Genomic DNA, 17,733 nt, shown 5'->3' with positions numbered 1-17,733 from the left:
CCGCCATCCATACCTTAATGCGTCTATTCCGGGGCGACACCGTCCGCGTTGACCAGGTCGGCGCCGACGAGCGTACCGCGCACGCGGACCCGCTTCTCGACCAGATCGACCGGTACGCGGTGCAGCTCGAGCTGGTAGCGACCGCCAAGATCCCGACGCAGATAGAATGCACCGCCATCGCGAAGCAGCATCCCGGTCTCGTCGATTACTGTACCGATTGTCGTCATGCGCGTGCCATTCCCGTTGCTCGAGATAGCGCGTATCCCAAGAAGCGAGGCGTTTCCATGCAGTTACGCCGCATATTATTTCTCCGCCCCAACGACCAGGTCGATCACTGCATCGAACGATACTCTCCGCACCGATGCCGATCGCGCGCTAATGGCCGCCCTCGACCCACGGAACGCCCGCCTCCCGAAACGCATCGGCGAGCGCGGCTTCGAGTTCCAGCGACTCCCATTGCTGCATAGGGTTCAGATGCTCGACGAGCTCGGGCAGTAGATGCACCCCGAACCTCCTGACCGCACCGCTGGCCTTGTATCCGAGCTTGTGCTGATCGAACCGCCAGTCCGGATCGCGCGACGTCTGCCCGACATATAGTCCCCAGCGCTCCGGGAACCGCGAGTCATGCAGCAGCACGATATAGACGGAATGCCTCGCGTTGCGCGAACCGGCGGTCGCGGCGCGAAAATTCTCACAGGCTCCCCGAGCCGCCGGCATCCAGCCAATCGATGTCATCCTCGTCGACTCGCCGACAGGTCGATACGGTCCGAAACCCCTAGGCGTCTTTCGCGGTCTTGGTCTTGCCCGAGCGCGCCGGCAGGCGGTTCTCTTTCGCCAGTTCGGAGAGATGCTCCGCCGCCCTGATGTGCATGGCGCGGACCTCGGTGATCGGTGAGGCGACCGCCGCAGCGATATGCCTGGCCAGTTGTTCCCGCGGATCGTTCAGGAACGGTGATTGCGCCACGCTCTACTCTCCTACTGCGCCGCGCACGTCGCGCGTGTCGGCTGCCGTTCAAACGCTGCGGGCCCTCGTTCGGTTCACCCCGCTACGCAGTCGCCTGCCCTCACCCCATCATCCGCCCGCGAAGGTTGAACAGGATCACCAACGTTCCCGACACCATCAGCGCGATAATCAACGCGGAGAAGAGGATCAGCTGAAGGTCGTGCCGCGACGATCGCTTGAGGCTGATATGGAGGAAACAACGGAACTGCACCGCCATCTGCACGAGGCCCAGCGCCAGCACGCCGCCGAAGATCGCACGCGCACCGAACGACGGCCAGCGGACCATTACGAAGGCCGCCACGGTCAGCGCGAGCGACAAGGCATAGCCGACCGCATAGGTGCGCAGCTCGCGGGTCCGGTCGCTCATCCGATGTTCCCTTGCAGATAGACGACCGAGAAGATCGCGATCCAGACGATATCGAGCAGGTGCCAGAACAGCCCCAGCCGCAACAGGTTGATCCGCACTCGCGCATCGAGGCCGTACGCGCAGACCTGCCCGACCATCACGACCAGCCAGAAGCACGCGACCGCGACGTGGAGTCCGTGCAGCCCGACCAGCGCGAAGAACGACGACAGGAAGCCGCTGCGCATCGGATAGGCGCCATGCGCGAACATCGTCGCGAAGTCGTTCGCTTCGAGCGCGAGGAAGACGAGGCCTAGGCCCAGCGTCGCACCGAGCCAACCGAACAACACGCGGCGCGGTTCGTCGTACTTCATGGCGATCGTCGCGCGGCCGAACGTCGCGCTGCTCGTCAGCAACAGCAGCGTCTCGATAAATGCCGACAGCAGCTTGAACTCGGAGGCGGGCGTCGGGCCGCCGACGGTGCTGGCGATCATCGTGCCGTAGGTCGCGAACAGCAGCGCGAAGATCACCGCATCGCTCATCAGGAATATCCAGAAGCCGAAGATCGCGTTCTCCGCCTGGTCCTGCGTCAGCGCGCCGGTGTCGCCTAGGTTGAGGCCGGCATGCGCCAGTTCGGGTTCGCTCACGCCACGATCTCCGCAAGGCCACGATTGACCGCGGCGGTCTCCAGTTGCCGCGGGATCGCGGGCGTCGCCCGTACGCGCGTCAGCCAGGCCTCATGCTCGCGCGCGACCTCCGCAGCGGGAATGGTGCGGTGCTGGTCGCGACCGAAGCTGCGCAGCACGACCGCGGCGACGATCACCTGGAGCGCGACGATGGTCAGCCCCCAGATCTCCCAGATCAGCCCGAACGCGGCGAACGCGGCGGTGATCCCGATCACGACGCTGGTCGCGCTACCCCGCGGCACAACGATGTCCTCATATGCTAGCGGCGAGGCGTAAGGATCAGGCTGGCCCTCGTCATGCTTGTGATCGTAGAACGGGTTGCGTCCGTCGATCAGTGGCAGCACCGCAAAATTATATTCGGGCGGCGGTGCGCTGACCGACCATTCGAGCCCGCGGCCATCCCACGGGTCGCCTGCCTCGACCTGCGTCTTGGCACGGTCGCGGATGCTCACCCACAACTGGATGCCGAGCGACGTCAGTGCTGCCAGCAGGACGAACGCGCCGACGCCGGCGACGTACAGCCAGGGCCGGAACGACGGTTCGAAGATCGCCTGCGTCCGCCGCGCCATCCCGCTCGCGCCGAGCACGTACAGCGGGAAGAAGGCGAGGTAGAACCCGACCACCCAGCAGGTGAACGCGATCCGCCCCCAGCGCTCGTCGAGGCGGAACCCGAACGCCTTGGGAAACCAGTAATGATAGCCCGCGAGCATCCCGTAGAGCAGCCCCGGGATCAGCATGTTGTGGAAATGCGCAACCAGGAACAGCGTGTTGTGGACGAGGTAATCGAGCGGCGGCATCGCCAGGATGATGCCGGTGAAGCCGCCCAGCACGAACGTCATCATGAACGCGAGCGCGTACAACATCGGCACCGTGAAGCGCACCTCGCCGCGAAACATCGTCCAGATCCAGTCGTAGATCTTCACGCCGGTCGGCACGCCGATCGTCATCGTCGCGATCCCGAACGCCGCGTTGACGTTGGCCGACTGCCCCATTGTGAAGAAATGATGGACCCACACGGTGAAGCTCAGCACCGCGATCGCCATCGTCGCGATCACCAGCGAGGTGTAGCCGTACAGATCCTTGGTCGAGAAGGTCGAAACGACCTCAGAATACACGCCGAACGCGGGCAGGATCAGTATGTAGACCTCGGGATGGCCGAACAGCCAGAACATGTTGGCATAGTTCATCATGTTGCCACCAAGGTCGTTGGTGAAGAAATGGAACCCCAGATAGCGGTCGAGCGCGAGCAGCAGCGTGGCGACGGTCAGCGGCGGCATCGCGAAGATCATCAGGATCGACGTGCACAGGCTGGTCCATGCGAACATCTGCATCCGCATGAACCGCATCCCCGGCGCGCGCAGTTTGTAGACGGTGCAGGCGATGTTGATCCCCGCCATCGTCGAGCCGATCGACCCCAACGTCACCGCCCAGATCCAGTAGTCGACACCGACGCCGGGACTGAACGCGCGCTCGGTATAGGGCGGGTAGGCGCTCCATCCGCCGGTCGAGAATTCGCCGACGACGAGGCTCGCCATCATCAGCCCCGCGGCGCCGATCGTCAGCCATAACGCAATTGAGTTGGCCCAGGGAAACGCCATGTCGCGCGCGCCGATCTGGAGCGGCAGGACATAGTTGATCATCCCCGTCAGGAACGGCATCGCCATGAAGAAGATCATGATCGAGCCGTGCGTCGAGAACAGCTGGCCGAAATGGTCGGGCGTCAGGAAGCCGGGGTTCTCGATCGCGACCGCCTGCTGCATCCGCATCAGCACCGCCTCGACCAGCGCCCGCGACAGCATCACGAACGCGACGACGATGTACATGATGCCGATCTTCTTGTGGTCGAGGCTGGTGAGCCACTCGGTCCACAGATACCGCCACTTACCATAGCGCGTCAGCAGCGCCGCGACGACGACCGCGCCGACCACCACCAACGCGCCCGCGAACGCGCCGATGATCTCGCTGATCGTCGGGTTCTCCCATGCGCGCACGAACGGCAGGTCCTGCCAGCCGAACCGGCCGAGCACGGCGGGCCAGAGGGGAACGGAAACGGTCATCGAGCGGCTTTCGGAGAAGAATGGGTCATGCCGCCGGTCGCGGCGACGATGTGCTCGAACAGGTTCGGCGTGACATGCGCGAACTCGACGGGGTGCGTGATGATCGACCGTGCGGACAGCCGCCGCCACGTCTGCGCATCGAGCGTGCGCTTGCCGCTTCGTGCAGCCACCGCCCAGCGATCGTATTTCGCCGGCGACACCGCAACGACGTCGAACTTCTGCTGCTGGAAGCCGGCCCCGTTATACTGCGTGTTCTCGCCGCGAAACCGTCCCGGCCGGTGCGCCTGGATATTCAGCTCGGTCGTCATCCCACCCATCGCATAGATCTGCCCGGCGAGCTGCGGGATCAGCATCGACTGCATCACCGTGCCGCTGGTCAGCGTGATATGTACCGGCCGTCCAGCGGGAATGGTCAGCCGATCGACCGACGCGACGCCGAGGGTGGGATAGACGAACACCCATTTCCAATCGAGCGCGATCGCCTGCACCTCGACCGGCACCGCGCCCGGCAACCGTCGATACGGATCGTCGATCTGCGTCCAATGCCACAGCAGCACGGCGAGCCCGATGACGATCCCGGCGGGCGGGATCCAGATCAGCCCTTCCACCCACCACGAGAAATTCCACTTCGGCCGGTACGCGTCGCCGCGGTTGGACAACCGGTAATGCCACGCGAACAGCGGCGTCAGCAGCAGCACCGGCCCGGCGACGAACAGCAGCACGATCGACACGGTGACGAACAGGTCGCGCTCGTGCCCCGCCACCGGCCCCTGCGGGTTGAAGAACCCGTGCGACAGCGCAGTGCAGCCCCCTAGACCCATCAGGATCGAGAGCGGCGCCAACCGCGATAGACTCCACTTCAATCGAACGATCACCTGGCCCCCTTGTCGCACCGCCCGCGCCCAGGAACGGTTTCGCGCCGGCTCCGTGAAGAAGCGTCTTATGGCGTGATGCTCTAAGGTTACCATTGCCGCAACGCACGACTGCCGGTCCGGCTGCTCCTTAACAAAAACTTCATGCCCAAATCCGGTTTCCGTTGGATCATCCAAATGCTCCGCGTGACACCGTCGTCACTTGCTCGTGACAGTCGCTCCGATAGTCTTCCGCTTGGAATCGAGAGTCGGGATCGGGAGACGGGTGTGCGCGGACGGGTTCGGTTGGGTGTGCTCGCGCTATTGGGCCTGACGGCGGCCGGCCCGGCGGTGGCCGCGTGCAAGGTCAGCAAGATCGCCGAACTGCCCGTGACCCTCACCGGTCGCCGCGCGATGGTCGATGCGAAGTTCGGCACGCACGACACGCGGTTCATCGTCGATAGCGGCGCCTTCTACAGCACGGTGTCGCGCGCGTCGGCTGCGGAGTTCGGGCTGTCGAGCGAACCGGCTCCCCCCTGGTTCCGGCTGCGCGGCGTCAACGGCGACACGTCCGCAGCCGTCGCCAGCGCAAAGGATTTCTCGCTCGCCGGCCTGCCGATCCCGCGTGTGAGTTTCATCGTCGGCGGCACCGACACGGGGACGGCCGGTCTGCTCGGCCAGAATATCCTCGGTCTCGCCGATGTCGAATATGATTTGCCGCACAGCGCCGTGCGGCTGATGCGGGTCGATGGCTGCGGCAATGTCGGGCTCGCCTATTGGGCCGCGGGAAAACCGTTTTCGACGATCCCGCTCGAACGCGGCGGCACCGGGCCGTTCAAGCCGCACACGATCGGCACCGTCCTGGTCAACGGCGTCAAGATGCGCGCGGTGTTCGATTCAGGCGCGCAGACCACCGTCATGACGCTCGCCGCGGCCAAGCGCGCCGGCATCACCCCGACCAGCCCCGGCGTGACTGCGGTCGGATTGAACTCGGGCATCGGTGCGAAGCAGCTCGCGACCTGGCGCGCTCCGTTTGATACGATCGACCTCGGCGGCGAGACCGTGCCGCACCCGAAATTCCAGATCGCCGACATCCGGATCGACGGCGACATGCTGATCGGGTTCGATTTCTTCCTGACGCACCGCATCTTCGTGTCGAACGCGAACCACCTGCTCTACATGACCTATGAAGGCGGCCCGGTCTTCGGGCTGACGCCGAGCGGCGCGCGTACCACCGCGGGCGAAAAGCTCGACCTGACGGACACCGCTGCCGTGCCGACCGATGCCGAGGGATTCAGCCGACGGGCCGCGGTGTTCCTGTCGAAGCGCCGGATCGAGGAAGGTCTCGCCGATCTCGACAAGGCGGTGGCGATGGCACCGAGCGAAGGCCGCTACGTGTATCAGCGCGCGCAGGCCCGGCTCGCGCACGGTCAGCTCCTGCTCGCCGCGGCCGACCTCGACAAGGCCGTGACGCTCATGCCGGACAATACCGACGTCCGCCTGCTGCGCGCACGCCTCCGCTTGATGAGCCGGGATCCGGATGGCGCGGGCGAAGATGCCAAGGTCGCCGATCGCGCGCTGCCGGCCGGGTCGGATCGCCGGCTCCAGCTTGCCGGCTTGTACGAAAATCTCGACCAGCCCGCGCTCGCGATCGTCAATTACGATGCCTGGCTGAAGATGCATCCCGAGGACGCCGCCCGCTCCACCGCGTTTAACGGCCGATGCTGGGCGCGCGCGCTGCTGAACCGCGAGCTCGATCGTGCGATGTCCGACTGCAACACCGCCGTGAAGCTCCGCCCCGGCTATGCCGCCTATCTGGACAGCCGCGCGCTGGTGAACCTGCGGCTCGGCAAGCTCGACGCCGCGCTCGTCGACTATGACGCCGCGGTCAAAGCCAACCCGCGCAACGCCTGGTCGCTCTACACCCGCGCGATCGCCGAACGACGCGCGGGCAAGACCGAAGCGGCAGACGCCGACCGCAAGGCCGCGCTCGCGATCAACCCGAACGTCGCCAAACGCGCGGCGCGGTACGGGCTCAACGGCTGACCGGACGCCGACGTCTACCTGCTGGCGCCCGGCGCAGCACCCTTATCGCGGCTGGGATCCGAACGACGGCGGGCGGTCCGCCTTGGCGGTGCCGAACGACGACGGCTTCGGTCCCATCGTGAATTCGAGTTCACCACCGCGCGCGAGGTCGGCGTGTGCGATCCAGTTCCGCGTCCAGGGCTTGCCGTTCCAGCGGACCGACTGGACATAGGGGCTGGCCGGCGCATTGCCCTTCGCGACGACGCGCAACGTGCGCCCCTGGCCGAGATCGACTTGCGCCGCGTCGAACAGCGGCGAGCCGAAGACATAGACGCCGCTGACCGGATCGACCGGGTAGAAGCCGAGCGCGGAGAGGATGAACCACGCGCTCATCTGGCCGCAATCGTCGTTGCCGATGACGCCGTCTGGCTCGGCCTTGTACATCTCGGTCAGCAGGCGACGGACCATCGCCTGCGTCTTCGACGGCGCACCAGCATAGGCATAGAGATAGGCGGCGTGCTGGTCGGGCTCGTTGCCGTGCGCATATTGGCCGACCAGCCCGGTGATGTCGGGCGGCGCATTCTTGGGGAGCGTCGACGGCGCGGTGAACAGCGCGTCGAGCTTCGTCACGAACCCCGCATCGCCGCCGAACAGCGCGATCAGGCCATAGACGTCGTGCTGGTTGAGGAACGTCGCCTGCCACCCGTTCGCCTCGGTATAGTCGCGCTGTTTCTCGGGATTGTGGCCAAGCTGGATCGGATCGTAATCGGCCCACCATCTGCCATCGGCGAAGCGCGGCCGGGCGAAGCCGATCCTGGGATCGATGACGTTGCGGTAGTTGAGGCTGCGCTTGCGGAGCGCGGCGGCGTCGGCCTTGGCGCCAGCCGCATCGGCGAGCACCGCCATCGCCCAGTCGTCATAGGCGTATTCCTGCGTGCGGCTGACCGACTCCCAGGTCTTGTCCGCGGGCACGAACCCGAGGTCGTAATAGAAGCCGCGGCCGAGCGTGCTGTCGATGTCGGGGAAATTGCGATCGAACGCGCGGCTGCGGATCTGCGGCCACGCGGCGGCGTAATCCGCCTTGATCCCCTTGGCGCAGGCTTCGGCGAGCACCGACACCGAATGCCAGCCGATCATGCACGCGGTCTCGACGCCCTGCAGCGGCCAGACCGGCGATCCGGTCGGGCTCTGCACCGTCTGGCGGACGAGATCGCGGGTGAACTGCGCCGCCTTGTCGGGCTGGACGAGGGTTAGCAGCGGATGCAGCGCGCGATAGGTGTCCCACATCGAAAAGGTGCTGAACGCGGGTTCGGCGGCGGTCGTCTGGTGCACCTTGCGGTCGAGCCCGACATAGCGGCCGTCGCGGTCGGTGAAGAGCGTCGGCGAGAGGAACGCGTGATAGAGCGCGCTCGCCATGATCGTGCGCTGTTCGGGCGTACCGCCATCAACGCGGATGCGGTCGAGTTCGGCCTGCCACGTGCGCGCCGCCGAGCGTCGCACCGCGTCGAACTGCCAGCCTGCCGCCTCGCCGTCGAGCGCCGCCTTGGCGCCGGCGACGTCGACCGCGGAGATGCCGGTCTTGATGAGGATCGGCGCGGCGCCCGCCTGGTCGAAGAACAACGCGACCTTCAGGCGGTTGCCGGTGACGCCCTTGGCGCCCGCGGGTGCAGGCGCGTCGTCGTCACCGAAGAACTGGACGCGGTCGGGCTTGCGCGAGAGTTGCATCGCGAAATGGATGCGCCGGCCCTTCGCCCAACGGTGGACGCGGCGGCTGCCCGTCAGCATCCCGTCGGGGGAGATCGCCAGCGATGCCTCGTCGATCAACGTACCCTTGTCCCAGACGTCGAGGATCATGTGCGCGAAGTCGACCAGAATGTGGCCGGGCCCCTGCGGGAAGCTGTAGCGGTGATGGCCGGTCCGCTCCGTCACGGTGAGTTCGGCGAGCACGCCCGATTCGAGCTTCACGCGGTAATAGCCGGGCTCGGCGAGTTCGTCGGTAAAACGCTGGCGATACCCCTGTTCGGGTTTGCCGAGTGCACCGGGCTTCAGCTGCAACGGGCCGCGCGTCGGCACGACCAGCACATCGAGCATGTCGCCGATCCCGGTGCCCGACAGATGCGTGTGACTGAAGCCCATGATCGAGCCATCGTCCTGGTGATAGCCCGAGCACGCATCCCAGCGACTATTGTCGGTATCGGGTCCGAGCTGGACCATCCCGAACGGCAGCGACGGGCCGGGATAGGTATGGCCGTGGCCGCCGGTGCCTACGAACAGATCGGGCTTGCCCGCGACCGGCGCCTGCGCGGCCGCGGCGTTGGTGACGGGCAACGCAGCAGCTAGGCTTGCGAGACCGGTGCCGGCGAGCACCTCGCGGCGGTTGGCGGTGGTCATGTTTATCTCCCGGAATTCAAATCAGTAGCGAGCTGCCAGCAAGGCAGGCTTGCGGCGCTCGAGGTCGAGGATCAGCTCGCCAAACAATCCATTGGCCCAGGCGAACCAGTTGCGCGTGAACTTGCCCGGATCGTCCTTGTCGAAGGATTCGTGCATGAACCCCGTGCCGCCATGCGTCGTCTTGAGCCATGCAAGACACTGGCGGATCACGGCGTCGTCGTCGCTGTTCATCGCGTGCGTGATGATCGACATCGGCCAGATCATGTCGAGCCCGATATGCGGGCCGCCGATCCCGCGCGCGGCGGTACCGGTGAAGAAATACGGGTTGCGATCGCTCCACGCGAGCGCGGCAGTGCGGCGGAACAGCGGGTCGCTGCGATCCGCCGCGCCGAGCAGCGGCAGGCCCGACAGGCTCGGCACGTTGGCGTCGTCCATGAAGATCGCGTTGCCGAAACCATCGACCTCGTACGCCCAGACCTCGCCGCCCTGCCCGTCCGGCATCCGGCCATGCGCGCGGAGTGCCGCCTCGACCTCGGTCGCCAGCGCCTCGCTATCGGTCGCGCCCGCCATATCGCCGCGCGCTTCGCGCTGGACCGTCGCCAGCATGCGCAGCGCCGACACCGCGAACAGGTTCGACGGGATCAGGAACGGATAGAGGCACGCATCGTCCGACGGGCGGAACATCGAATGGATCAGCCCGACCTTCCGCGTCGGGGCGCCGTAGCCCTCGAACATCAGCGTCTCGGTCGGCGAGACGTTCAGGCGCTGGAAATGATACGGGCCCTTGCCGTCCTTGCGCTGCTGTTCGCGGAAGGTCGCGACCGCGCGGCGCATCGCCTTCGCCCACAGATCGTCGAACGGCGTCTTGTCGCGCGTCGCGGTCCAATAGCCGTGCGCGAGCCGCATCGGGTAGCAGAGCGAATCGATCTCCCACTTCCGCTCGGCAACGCCCGGCTTCATGTCGGTCTGGTCGGTCCGCGCGCCGAGGTTCGACCTGGCGGTCGGATCCTCCATGAACGCGTTGGCATAAGGGTCGATCAGAATGCACCGCGCCTGCCGCGCGATCAGCCCGGTGAAGACACGGCGCAAGGCAGCATCCTTGGGCGCGAGGTGGACATAGGTCTGCATCTGCGCCGAACTGTCACGCAGCCACAGTGCCTCGATATCGCCGGTGATGACGAACGCGTCGGGCTTGCCGTCGACCGTGCCGATCTTGACCGTAGTATCGAGCGTGTTGGGATAGCAATTCTCGAACAGCCAGGCGAGTTCGGGGTCGGCGATCTTTGCCTTCACGCGCGCGATCTCGGCCTCGACCGCGGGGCTGACGAAGCGGCGCTGGCCGCGTGGCGGTCGCTTGCTCACGAGTGGCGCGGCGGCGGCGGCAGCGCGCGGCACGCTCGCGGTGACGGCCAGCGCGGCGGCGCCCGTCATCACGTCGCGTCGACGAAAGCCCATTCCGGTCTCCACGGTCAACGTCCCGCCACCGGTGCACTCATCGAGAACGGCGCATCCGCCTTCGCCGATCCCCAGGCGGTGTTCGGCGTCGGCCCCATCACGAACCGCAGCGTGCCGCCCTGCTGCAACGCCGCGCGCGTCAGCCAGGGCTTGTCGTGCGGGGTGCCGTTGAAGCTCGCCGACTGGATGTAGACGTTGCCGGGGCCGTTGTTCGCCGCCTCGATCGTCAGGATCTTGCCGCCCGGCATCGTCAGCTTCACGGTCTGGAACAGCGGGCTGCCGATCGCATATTGCCCGACCGCAGGCGTGACCGGGTAGAAGCCAAGCGCCGAGAACACGTACCATGCCGAGGTCTGGCCATTGTCCTCGTCGCCTGGATAGCCGTCCGGCGCGGGCGAGTAGAGCTTCTTCATCACGTCGCGGACGTGATATTGCGTCTTCCACGGTGCGCCGGCCCAGTCGTAGAGATAGGTCATGTGCTGGATCGGCTGGTTGCCGTGCGCATATTGCCCCATGTCGACGATCTGCATCTCGCGGATTTCGTGGATGGTCTGCCCGTAATAGCTGTCGTCGAAGATCGGCGGCGTGGTGAAGATCGAGTCGAGCCGCTTCACGAACGCCTCGCGCCCACCCATCAGGTCGGCCAGCCCCTGCACGTCCTGCATCACCGACCAGCTGTAATGCAGCGCATTGCCCTCGGTGAACGCGTCGCCCCATTTGTACGGGCTGAACGGCGTCGACCAGCTGCCGTCCTTGTTGCGGCCGCGCATCCAGCCGCTCTGCGTGTCGTAGAGCTTGCGGTAATTCTGCGCACGCGTGGCGTAGAGCTTGGCGTCCTCGGTCTTGCCGAGTGCCGCCGCAAGCCGCGAGATCGAGAAGTCCGCGGTGGCGTATTCGAGCGTGCGCGCGGCATTCTCGTTGATGCCGACGTCATACGGCACATAGCCGAGCCGGTTATAATATTCGACGCCCTCGCGCCCGACCGCGCCGACGATCTTGCCCTTCTTGTCGACCGGGCGGCCCTGCGATGTCGTCGCGTTCTTGACCATCGCCTCATATAAGGTCTCGACGTCGAACCCGCGCACGCCGTTCAGATACGCGTCGGCGATCAGGTTCGCCGAGTTCGATCCGATCATTACGTCGCGGTGGCCGGGGCTGGCCCATTCGGGCAGCCAGCCGGACTCCTTGTAGGTGTTGGCCAGCCCCTGCATGATCTCGCTGTCGCGCTCGGGATACATCAGCGCGAAGAACGGGAAGACCGCGCGCCACGTGTCCCAGAAACCGTTATCGGTGTAGAGGAAGCCCGGGTGCACCTTGCCGTCATACGGGCTGTAGTGGACGGTCTGGCCCGTGGCATCGACCTCGTGGAACATCCGCGGGAACTGCAGCATGCGGTACAGCGCGGAATAGAAGATGCGGCGGTTGTCGAGATTGGGATCGGTGACCTGGACGCGGTCGAACTCGCGTTGCCAGATCGCCTTGGCCTTCGTCTTGGTCTGCTCGAACCCGTCGCCGCCGATCTCCCCGCGCAGGTTTCGCTCGGCCTGTTCGAGACTGATGAACGACGAGGCGACCTTGACGCCGACCTGCTCGCCCTTGCGCGTCTTGAAGCTGACGACCGCGCCGACATGATCGCCCTCGCGCGTCGACGTCGCGCTGACCTGGCCCTTGCCGTCCCAGGTCTGGCTAACGGTGAAGTCGTGGTCGAATTCGGCGACGAAGTAATTGTGGAAGTTGTCGGGCACGCCGCCGTGGTTGTTGCGGACATAGCCGGTGATGCGGCGCTTGGCCTTGTCGATCGAAACCATCGAGCCGCCAGCATAGCCGTCGAGGATGATGTGCGCGTCGTTGCTCTGCGGGAAGGTGAAGCGGAACTGCGCGGCGCGGTTGGTCGGCGCGACCTCCGCGGTCACGTCGTAATCGGCGAGATAGACCTTGTAGCTGTACGGCCGGCTATCCTCCGCCTTGTGACTGTACCAGGACGCGCGTTCGTCCTCCTTCACCTTCAGCGCGCCGGTCGTCGCCATCAGCGAGAACGCGGCGTAGTCGTTCATCCACGGACTGGGCTGGTGCGTCTGCTTGATGCCGTTGATTGTGTTCGCGTCGTAGGTGTAGCCCCAGCCGCTGGTCGTCTTGCCGGTGACCGGCGTCCAGAAGTTCATCCCCCACGGCACCGCCACCGCGGGATAGGTATTGCCGTAGGACAAGGTGTAGTCGGAATCGGTCCCCATCAGCGGGTTGACCAGATCGACCGAGGGCTGATCCTGCGGCTGCATCGCGCCGTTGGCCGACGCGGCGGCCGTCGCCTTGGTCTGGGCCAGTATCGGCGCGGGCGCGACGAGGGCAAGCGACGCGACCGCCGCTACCGTGCCGCGCAAATTGGCGATCGCCCTGTTTCTCACATCGCTCTCCCTGAATTTCGTGTCGGCTTCTGCACGCCGATCGGTCGCGGCTTCACGCCCGCATCGGTCATCACCACCGGCTCGATCCGACCATCGGCGGCAAAGACCATCCTGTCGATCGCGATCTGCCGGTGTTCGCCGCGATCGGTGTCGAGAGGGCGGCGGTGATACGCGATGTACCAGTCGTCGGTACCCGGCACGTTGACCACCGAATGATGCCCCGCCCCGCGCGCGATGCGCAGGTCCTGCGACAGGATCTTGCCGCGCGGCGTGAACGGCCCGGTCGGCCCCGGCCCGGTCGCATAGGCGACGCTATAGTCCGGACCGGTCCAGCCGCCCTCCGACCACATCAGGTAATAGACGCCCTTGCGCTCGATCATGAACGAGCCCTCGACATAGCCGGGTGGCGTCACTTCCTTATAGGTCGAGCCATCGGCGAACGGCAGGATGCGCTTGAGGTCGGGGCTGAGCCGGACGACGTTGCAATGCTTCCAGCCGCCATAGAACAGATAGACCTGGCCATCGTGATCGCGGAACGCGAACGGGTCGATCGGTTGCGCGCCGTTGTGGAACGCGCCGACCAGTGGCTTGCCGATCGCGTCCTTGAACGGACCACCGGGCCGGTCGCTGACCGCGAGGCCGATCCCGCCAAGCTCCGCATCGCTCTGGATGTCGTTCGCGCTGAAGAACATGTAATAGCGCCCGTTCGCCTGGATCACCGATGGCGCCCAGATCGCGTACGCTGCCCACCCTGCGTTTCGCACGTCGAACACGTGGTCGTGCTTGGTCCAGTGCACCAGGTCGGGTGAAGAGAACGCGTTGAAGAAGGTCTGCATGCCGTAGGAGGGGCGCACCGTCTTGCGTTGCCGCGCGGGCTTTTGCGCGGCCGAGAAACGGCTGGTGACGTCGGGCTTGCCGTAGTGATCCGAATAGGTCGGATAGATCCAGTAGCGCCCGCCGAATACCCGGATCTCGGGGTCGGCATACCAGCCGGGAACGATCGGGTTCGACGCACTCGCGAGCCCGCACATCATCAGCGCCGACGCGGTCAGCGCGATCCGAACCCTGCGCCGTCCGTGCGTTTCGCCAACGCCGTGCAACGCGACACTGCGAGAAAAGGGAGGGTAGCGCCGCGAAGGCGCCACCCGAGAGACAAGCCGATCAAACCAGGTCATCAGAAGTTGAACGACACGCCGACATAGGCCCGCCGCCCGAAGTAATTCCGGTAGGTGAAGCGGTCCTTCGTGTCGTTGCCGAGATGGCGGCTTTCCTCGGCCTTGGTGAGGTTGATCACCGAGGCGGTGAGGTTCAGCCGGTCGGTCAGCGCGTATGCCGCGTTGAGATCGACCTGCGCATAGGGATCGGTGTATTCGTTCAGGCCCGACTGCAACCCGCCGACGACTTCGCCGCGCCGGTTGTACGAGGCGCGCATCAGCACCTTGCCGTGTTCGTAGAAGACCGAAGCGTTGACCTGCGTCTTGGCGCTGCCGACGAGCGCGGACGAACCGACCTTCTGCCCGTCGAGCGTGACGTCCGCCACCGAGGTGTCGTTGTAGGTAAAGTTGACCTGCGCGCCGAGACCGAACGACAGCGTGTGCTGCGCGTACAGTTCGACACCCTGCGACCGCGCATTCGATCCGTTCGCGACGGTCGAGTAAGGCTGGATCAGCTGCTGCGTTCCGTTGACGTCGCGCGTGACGTTAAGGACCAACGGAACCACGAAATCGGACACGTCCTTGCGGAAGAAGGTCGCGCCGAGCACCGATCCACGGTGGAAATACCATTCGATGCCCAGATCATATTGCCACGCGGAGAACGGATTCAGATCTGAATTGCCGCCGCTGCCCGACCAGCCGGCGAACTCGCCGAACTGGCCGCGATCGAATGCATAGGCATCCGAGCGGAAGGTGAGCGACCGCTGCGACCCCAAATTCTCGAACGACGGCCGCGCGATCACCTTCGCGACCGCGCCGCGAACGAGGAGATCAGGCGTGACTTCGTACGACACGTTGAAGCTCGGCAGCCAATCCGTGTACGTCTTCGACTGATCGGCGCGGGTGTTGACGATCGTCTCGCGCACGCTGAGCGGCAGCACCTGGCAGTTGCCATCGGGGCCGAGCGGACGGTTGGGATCGGCCGCCCCGCCGGGGCCGTTGACGCAATAGTCGTTGAGATATTGCAGGCGATCGGACGTGTTGCCCGACTGTTTCGTGTTGGCCATGCGGAGGCCGACGTTACCGCGAAGACCACCGGTCCCGAAGTTCACCTGCGCGTAGCCGGCGAAGACCCGCTCCCCCAGCGCATAGACGAAGTCGGGTTCGTACACCCGCACCGCCTGGCCGTAGGTCGAATTCAGATACTTCAGATATTCGTCGAAATTGATGCCCGGCACGACGTTCGCGTTGAAGCCGCCGTTGATGTTGCCGATCTGGTTCGCGTAGAAGAATTCGGGCCGCGCGACAGCGCCAGCGGCGGTATCCTGGTAACGCAGCAACGTCGCCGGATCGGCATACCAGTCGTTGCGACCGGTCTCGCGGCCGATCTTCAGGTCGCGCCACTTGCCGCCGATCTGTACCGATTTCAGGAACCCGTCGAACCGCCTTGTCAGGTCGAGCTGCGCATAACGCTGGCCGAGGTCGCTGTTGACGAAGCTCGAGTTGGTCGAGCCCACGTCGATCTGCGCGATCCCGTTGCGGATGTTGTTCTGCAGCTCGGGCGAGAACTCGAAATTGGCGATGCCGTCCGAGATGTCCCAGTTGCTGACCAGATTGCCGTTCTGCTCCCGGCCCGGCGTCGTCAGGCGCGGCTTGGCGGCAACGCTGAAGCGCACCGACGGGCCACCGCTCGACTTGGTCTTGCCTAGTTTCAGGACGGCGTCGAAGCGATCCTGGCTATATTTGACCTCGGTCTCGAACGTGTTCGAAACCTGCTTCTCGCGGCTGTACGTGCCGGCGATCTGCGGCGTCTCCATCGTGCACGGGGTCGGGCGCGCGAGGCAGCCCGTTCCCGCCGCCGGCACCGCGAAATTGGCCGACTGGAAGATCGTCCCGCTCTTGTCGAACGTCGCGCCGGTAAAGAAGTTGTCGTAGCCCCACTCGGGGATCTTCAGCACGTTCGAGGTATAGTTGCTGCTATAGCCAAACCGGAAATAGTTCGCGGTGACCGTGACCGCCTCGAACGGCTTGAACTGCGCGGTCGCCTGGATCCCGTACCGCTCGCGTTCCTGGTCGAAGACTTCGGCGTTGACCGACTGCGGCGCCCAATAGCCCGAATAATGCGTGCCATCGCGCGCAGTCGTGCCCTGCCCCGGCCAATAGGAGATCGCGTCGTTGTTCGCGAAGGTCTTGCCATCGACATCGGTCGCGGGCTTCAGGACGTTGCCCTGTGCGTCGCGGTCGCTCCACCACAGCCAGCTCTCTGACGAGCTACGCAACTCGCGGTTAGTACGCTTCTGCCAGACGCCGCCGACCAGCAGGCCGAACGTGTCCTCCTTGTTCTTCCACGACACCTGCCCGCCAAGCTGCGGTTCGTACTTCTCGGTCGTGTCCGAATACGTCCCCTCGGCGGAGACGAAACCCGACCACGCCGGCACGTCGAACGGCCGTCGCGTGTTGAGGATGATCGTGCCGCCGACGCCGCCTTCCTCGAGCCGCGCTTCGGGCGACTTATAGACCTCGGTGCTGGCGATGAACGTGGACGGCAGCAGGACGTAGTTGAACGACCGCTGCGGCTCGCCACTGTCGGCGCCGGCAAGGAAATTGCCGTTGAGCAAGGTGAGCGTCAAGCCCGACTGAAGCCCGCGAATACTGACGCGGCTACCTTCGCCGCCGTCGCGGGTGATGACCACGCCCGGCACGCGCTGCAACGCATCGGCGACGTTCTTGTCGGGGAACTTGCCGACGTCTTCGGCAGTGATGACGTCGACGAACGCGTTCGCCTCGCGCTTCTGAGTGAGGCTTTTCTCGATCGAGCGCCGATACCCGGTAACGACGATGTCGCCAGTGTCCTGCGCCGACCCATCCGGCTGTGTCGTGCCAGCGGCTTGCCCGGACTCCGCCGTAGCAGTCGAGGCGGGCTGCGCCTGGACGGACGGCGTCGCGCTCTGGGGAGGCATAGCGGAAGGCGCGGCCTGTTGAGCCTGCGCGGCACCGGCCAACGCAGCAGTAAGACTGACCGTGGCCAACAGGAACGACAACGGACGATGGCGACGCGCCACGATCGAGCATGATTCTATGCTTGCGGTCATCAGACTTTCCTCTTCCTCGTGAGGATGCCTGCGCCCCCTCACTTACCCCTGCGAATAGCGCGCCTGCCCCCGTTTTCGGTTGGGCTGTCCGGTTGAATCGGATCCTGTCGGCGTGCAGTCTCGACCCGTCTATTTGCCAATTGTAAAAGCAAATTGTCAAATAGATTGTTGCGCTAGTTTTGGCCCGTTGTGGACATAACTCGCCGAATACCCTTTGACGGGCTGATAGTCTGAGCGAAGACACCGCCACGATTCACGTCTGCCTTCGCGTAGT

The 17,733-nt window shown here is 65.2% G+C and carries 13 protein-coding genes; 1 reads left to right on the top strand and 12 read right to left on the bottom strand.

The features are described from left to right. Positions 1–23: 23 nt before the first annotated feature. The 7 genes from ASE69_RS16055 to ASE69_RS16025 all read right to left on the bottom strand — a co-directional run bounded on the left by ASE69_RS16055 (position 24) and on the right by ASE69_RS16025 (position 4,964). A complete protein-coding gene (locus ASE69_RS16055) occupies positions 24–227 on the bottom strand; it encodes a DUF5818 domain-containing protein (protein WP_056488889.1) in 204 nt (67 codons plus the stop codon). Between the two features lie 148 nt (positions 228–375). Further along, positions 376–735 (bottom strand): hypothetical protein, encoded by a 360-nt coding sequence (locus tag ASE69_RS16050; RefSeq protein WP_056488882.1) that lies wholly within the window; start codon positions 733–735, stop codon positions 376–378. 40 nt (positions 736–775) lie between these two features. Then, positions 776–964 (bottom strand): hypothetical protein, encoded by a 189-nt coding sequence (locus ASE69_RS16045; RefSeq protein ID WP_056488880.1) that lies wholly within the window; start codon positions 962–964, stop codon positions 776–778. Positions 965–1,064: 100 nt separating this feature from the next. Next, positions 1,065–1,370, bottom strand: coding sequence for a cytochrome o ubiquinol/quinol oxidase subunit IV (locus ASE69_RS16040; RefSeq protein ID WP_056488877.1), 306 nt, complete (start codon positions 1,368–1,370; stop codon positions 1,065–1,067). Beyond that, positions 1,367–1,993 (bottom strand): cytochrome c oxidase subunit 3, encoded by a 627-nt coding sequence (locus ASE69_RS16035; RefSeq protein ID WP_056488875.1) that lies wholly within the window; start codon positions 1,991–1,993, stop codon positions 1,367–1,369. The genes ASE69_RS16040 and ASE69_RS16035 overlap by 4 nt, the downstream gene beginning before the upstream one ends. Next, positions 1,990–4,089, bottom strand: a complete 2,100-nt coding sequence (locus ASE69_RS16030) for a cbb3-type cytochrome c oxidase subunit I (protein ID WP_082453175.1) — start codon at positions 4,087–4,089, stop codon at positions 1,990–1,992. Before ASE69_RS16030 ends, ASE69_RS16035 begins: the two co-directional genes overlap by 4 nt. Further along, complete coding sequence (locus ASE69_RS16025) at positions 4,086–4,964, bottom strand: ubiquinol oxidase subunit II (protein WP_056488873.1); 879 nt, start codon at positions 4,962–4,964, stop codon at positions 4,086–4,088. The genes ASE69_RS16030 and ASE69_RS16025 overlap by 4 nt, the downstream gene beginning before the upstream one ends. A gap of 264 nt (positions 4,965–5,228) precedes the next feature. Here ASE69_RS16025 and ASE69_RS16020 point away from each other — a divergent pair, with 264 nt between their 5' ends. Next, entirely contained in the window at positions 5,229–6,986 is a 1,758-nt protein-coding gene (locus tag ASE69_RS16020) for an aspartyl protease family protein (RefSeq protein ID WP_056488870.1), read from the top strand. Between the two features lie 42 nt (positions 6,987–7,028). Here ASE69_RS16020 and ASE69_RS16015 read toward each other — a convergent pair whose 3' ends face one another. From ASE69_RS16015 to ASE69_RS15995, 5 genes are all read right to left on the bottom strand, one after another. Further along, a complete protein-coding gene (locus ASE69_RS16015; protein ID WP_056488868.1) occupies positions 7,029–9,356 on the bottom strand; it encodes a GH92 family glycosyl hydrolase in 2,328 nt (775 codons plus the stop codon). Positions 9,357–9,377: 21 nt separating this feature from the next. Continuing rightward, entirely contained in the window at positions 9,378–10,811 is a 1,434-nt protein-coding gene (locus ASE69_RS16010; RefSeq protein WP_056489435.1) for a glycoside hydrolase family 125 protein, read from the bottom strand. Positions 10,812–10,825: 14 nt separating this feature from the next. Beyond that, positions 10,826–13,087, bottom strand: coding sequence for a GH92 family glycosyl hydrolase (locus ASE69_RS16005; protein WP_200924194.1), 2,262 nt, complete (start codon positions 13,085–13,087; stop codon positions 10,826–10,828). Between the two features lie 122 nt (positions 13,088–13,209). After that, positions 13,210–14,388 carry a glycoside hydrolase family 43 protein gene (locus ASE69_RS16000; RefSeq protein ID WP_235518870.1) on the bottom strand — a complete coding sequence of 393 codons (1,179 nt, stop codon included), beginning with the start codon at positions 14,386–14,388 and terminating at the stop codon, positions 13,210–13,212. Beyond that, entirely contained in the window at positions 14,388–17,459 is a 3,072-nt protein-coding gene (locus tag ASE69_RS15995) for a TonB-dependent receptor (protein ID WP_082453173.1), read from the bottom strand. The genes ASE69_RS16000 and ASE69_RS15995 overlap by 1 nt, the downstream gene beginning before the upstream one ends. Positions 17,460–17,733 lie beyond the last annotated feature (274 nt).

The sequence above is a fragment of the Sphingomonas sp. Leaf208 genome, assembly GCF_001421415.1.
GTDB lineage: Bacteria > Pseudomonadota > Alphaproteobacteria > Sphingomonadales > Sphingomonadaceae > Sphingomonas.
This window is presented reverse-complemented; position numbering and strand designations above follow the sequence as displayed.

What these genes read in the sequence shown, in the direction of transcription:
- ASE69_RS16055 (WP_056488889.1), bottom strand. Translation starts at nt 227, where the DNA reads ATGACGACAATCGGTACAGTAATCGACGAGACCGGGATGCTGCTTCGC.
- ASE69_RS16050 (WP_056488882.1), bottom strand. Translation starts at nt 735, where the DNA reads ATGACATCGATTGGCTGGATGCCGGCGGCTCGGGGAGCCTGTGAGAAT.
- ASE69_RS16040 (WP_056488877.1), bottom strand. Translation starts at nt 1,370, where the DNA reads ATGAGCGACCGGACCCGCGAGCTGCGCACCTATGCGGTCGGCTATGCC.
- ASE69_RS16030 (WP_082453175.1), bottom strand. Translation starts at nt 4,089, where the DNA reads ATGACCGTTTCCGTTCCCCTCTGGCCCGCCGTGCTCGGCCGGTTCGGC.
- ASE69_RS16015 (WP_056488868.1), bottom strand. Translation starts at nt 9,356, where the DNA reads ATGACCACCGCCAACCGCCGCGAGGTGCTCGCCGGCACCGGTCTCGCA.
- ASE69_RS16010 (WP_056489435.1), bottom strand. Translation starts at nt 10,811, where the DNA reads ATGGGCTTTCGTCGACGCGACGTGATGACGGGCGCCGCCGCGCTGGCC.
- ASE69_RS16005 (WP_200924194.1), bottom strand. Translation starts at nt 13,087, where the DNA reads ATGCAGCCGCAGGATCAGCCCTCGGTCGATCTGGTCAACCCGCTGATG.
- ASE69_RS16000 (WP_235518870.1), bottom strand. Translation starts at nt 14,388, where the DNA reads ATGACCTGGTTTGATCGGCTTGTCTCTCGGGTGGCGCCTTCGCGGCGC.
- ASE69_RS15995 (WP_082453173.1), bottom strand. Translation starts at nt 17,459, where the DNA reads ATGACCGCAAGCATAGAATCATGCTCGATCGTGGCGCGTCGCCATCGT.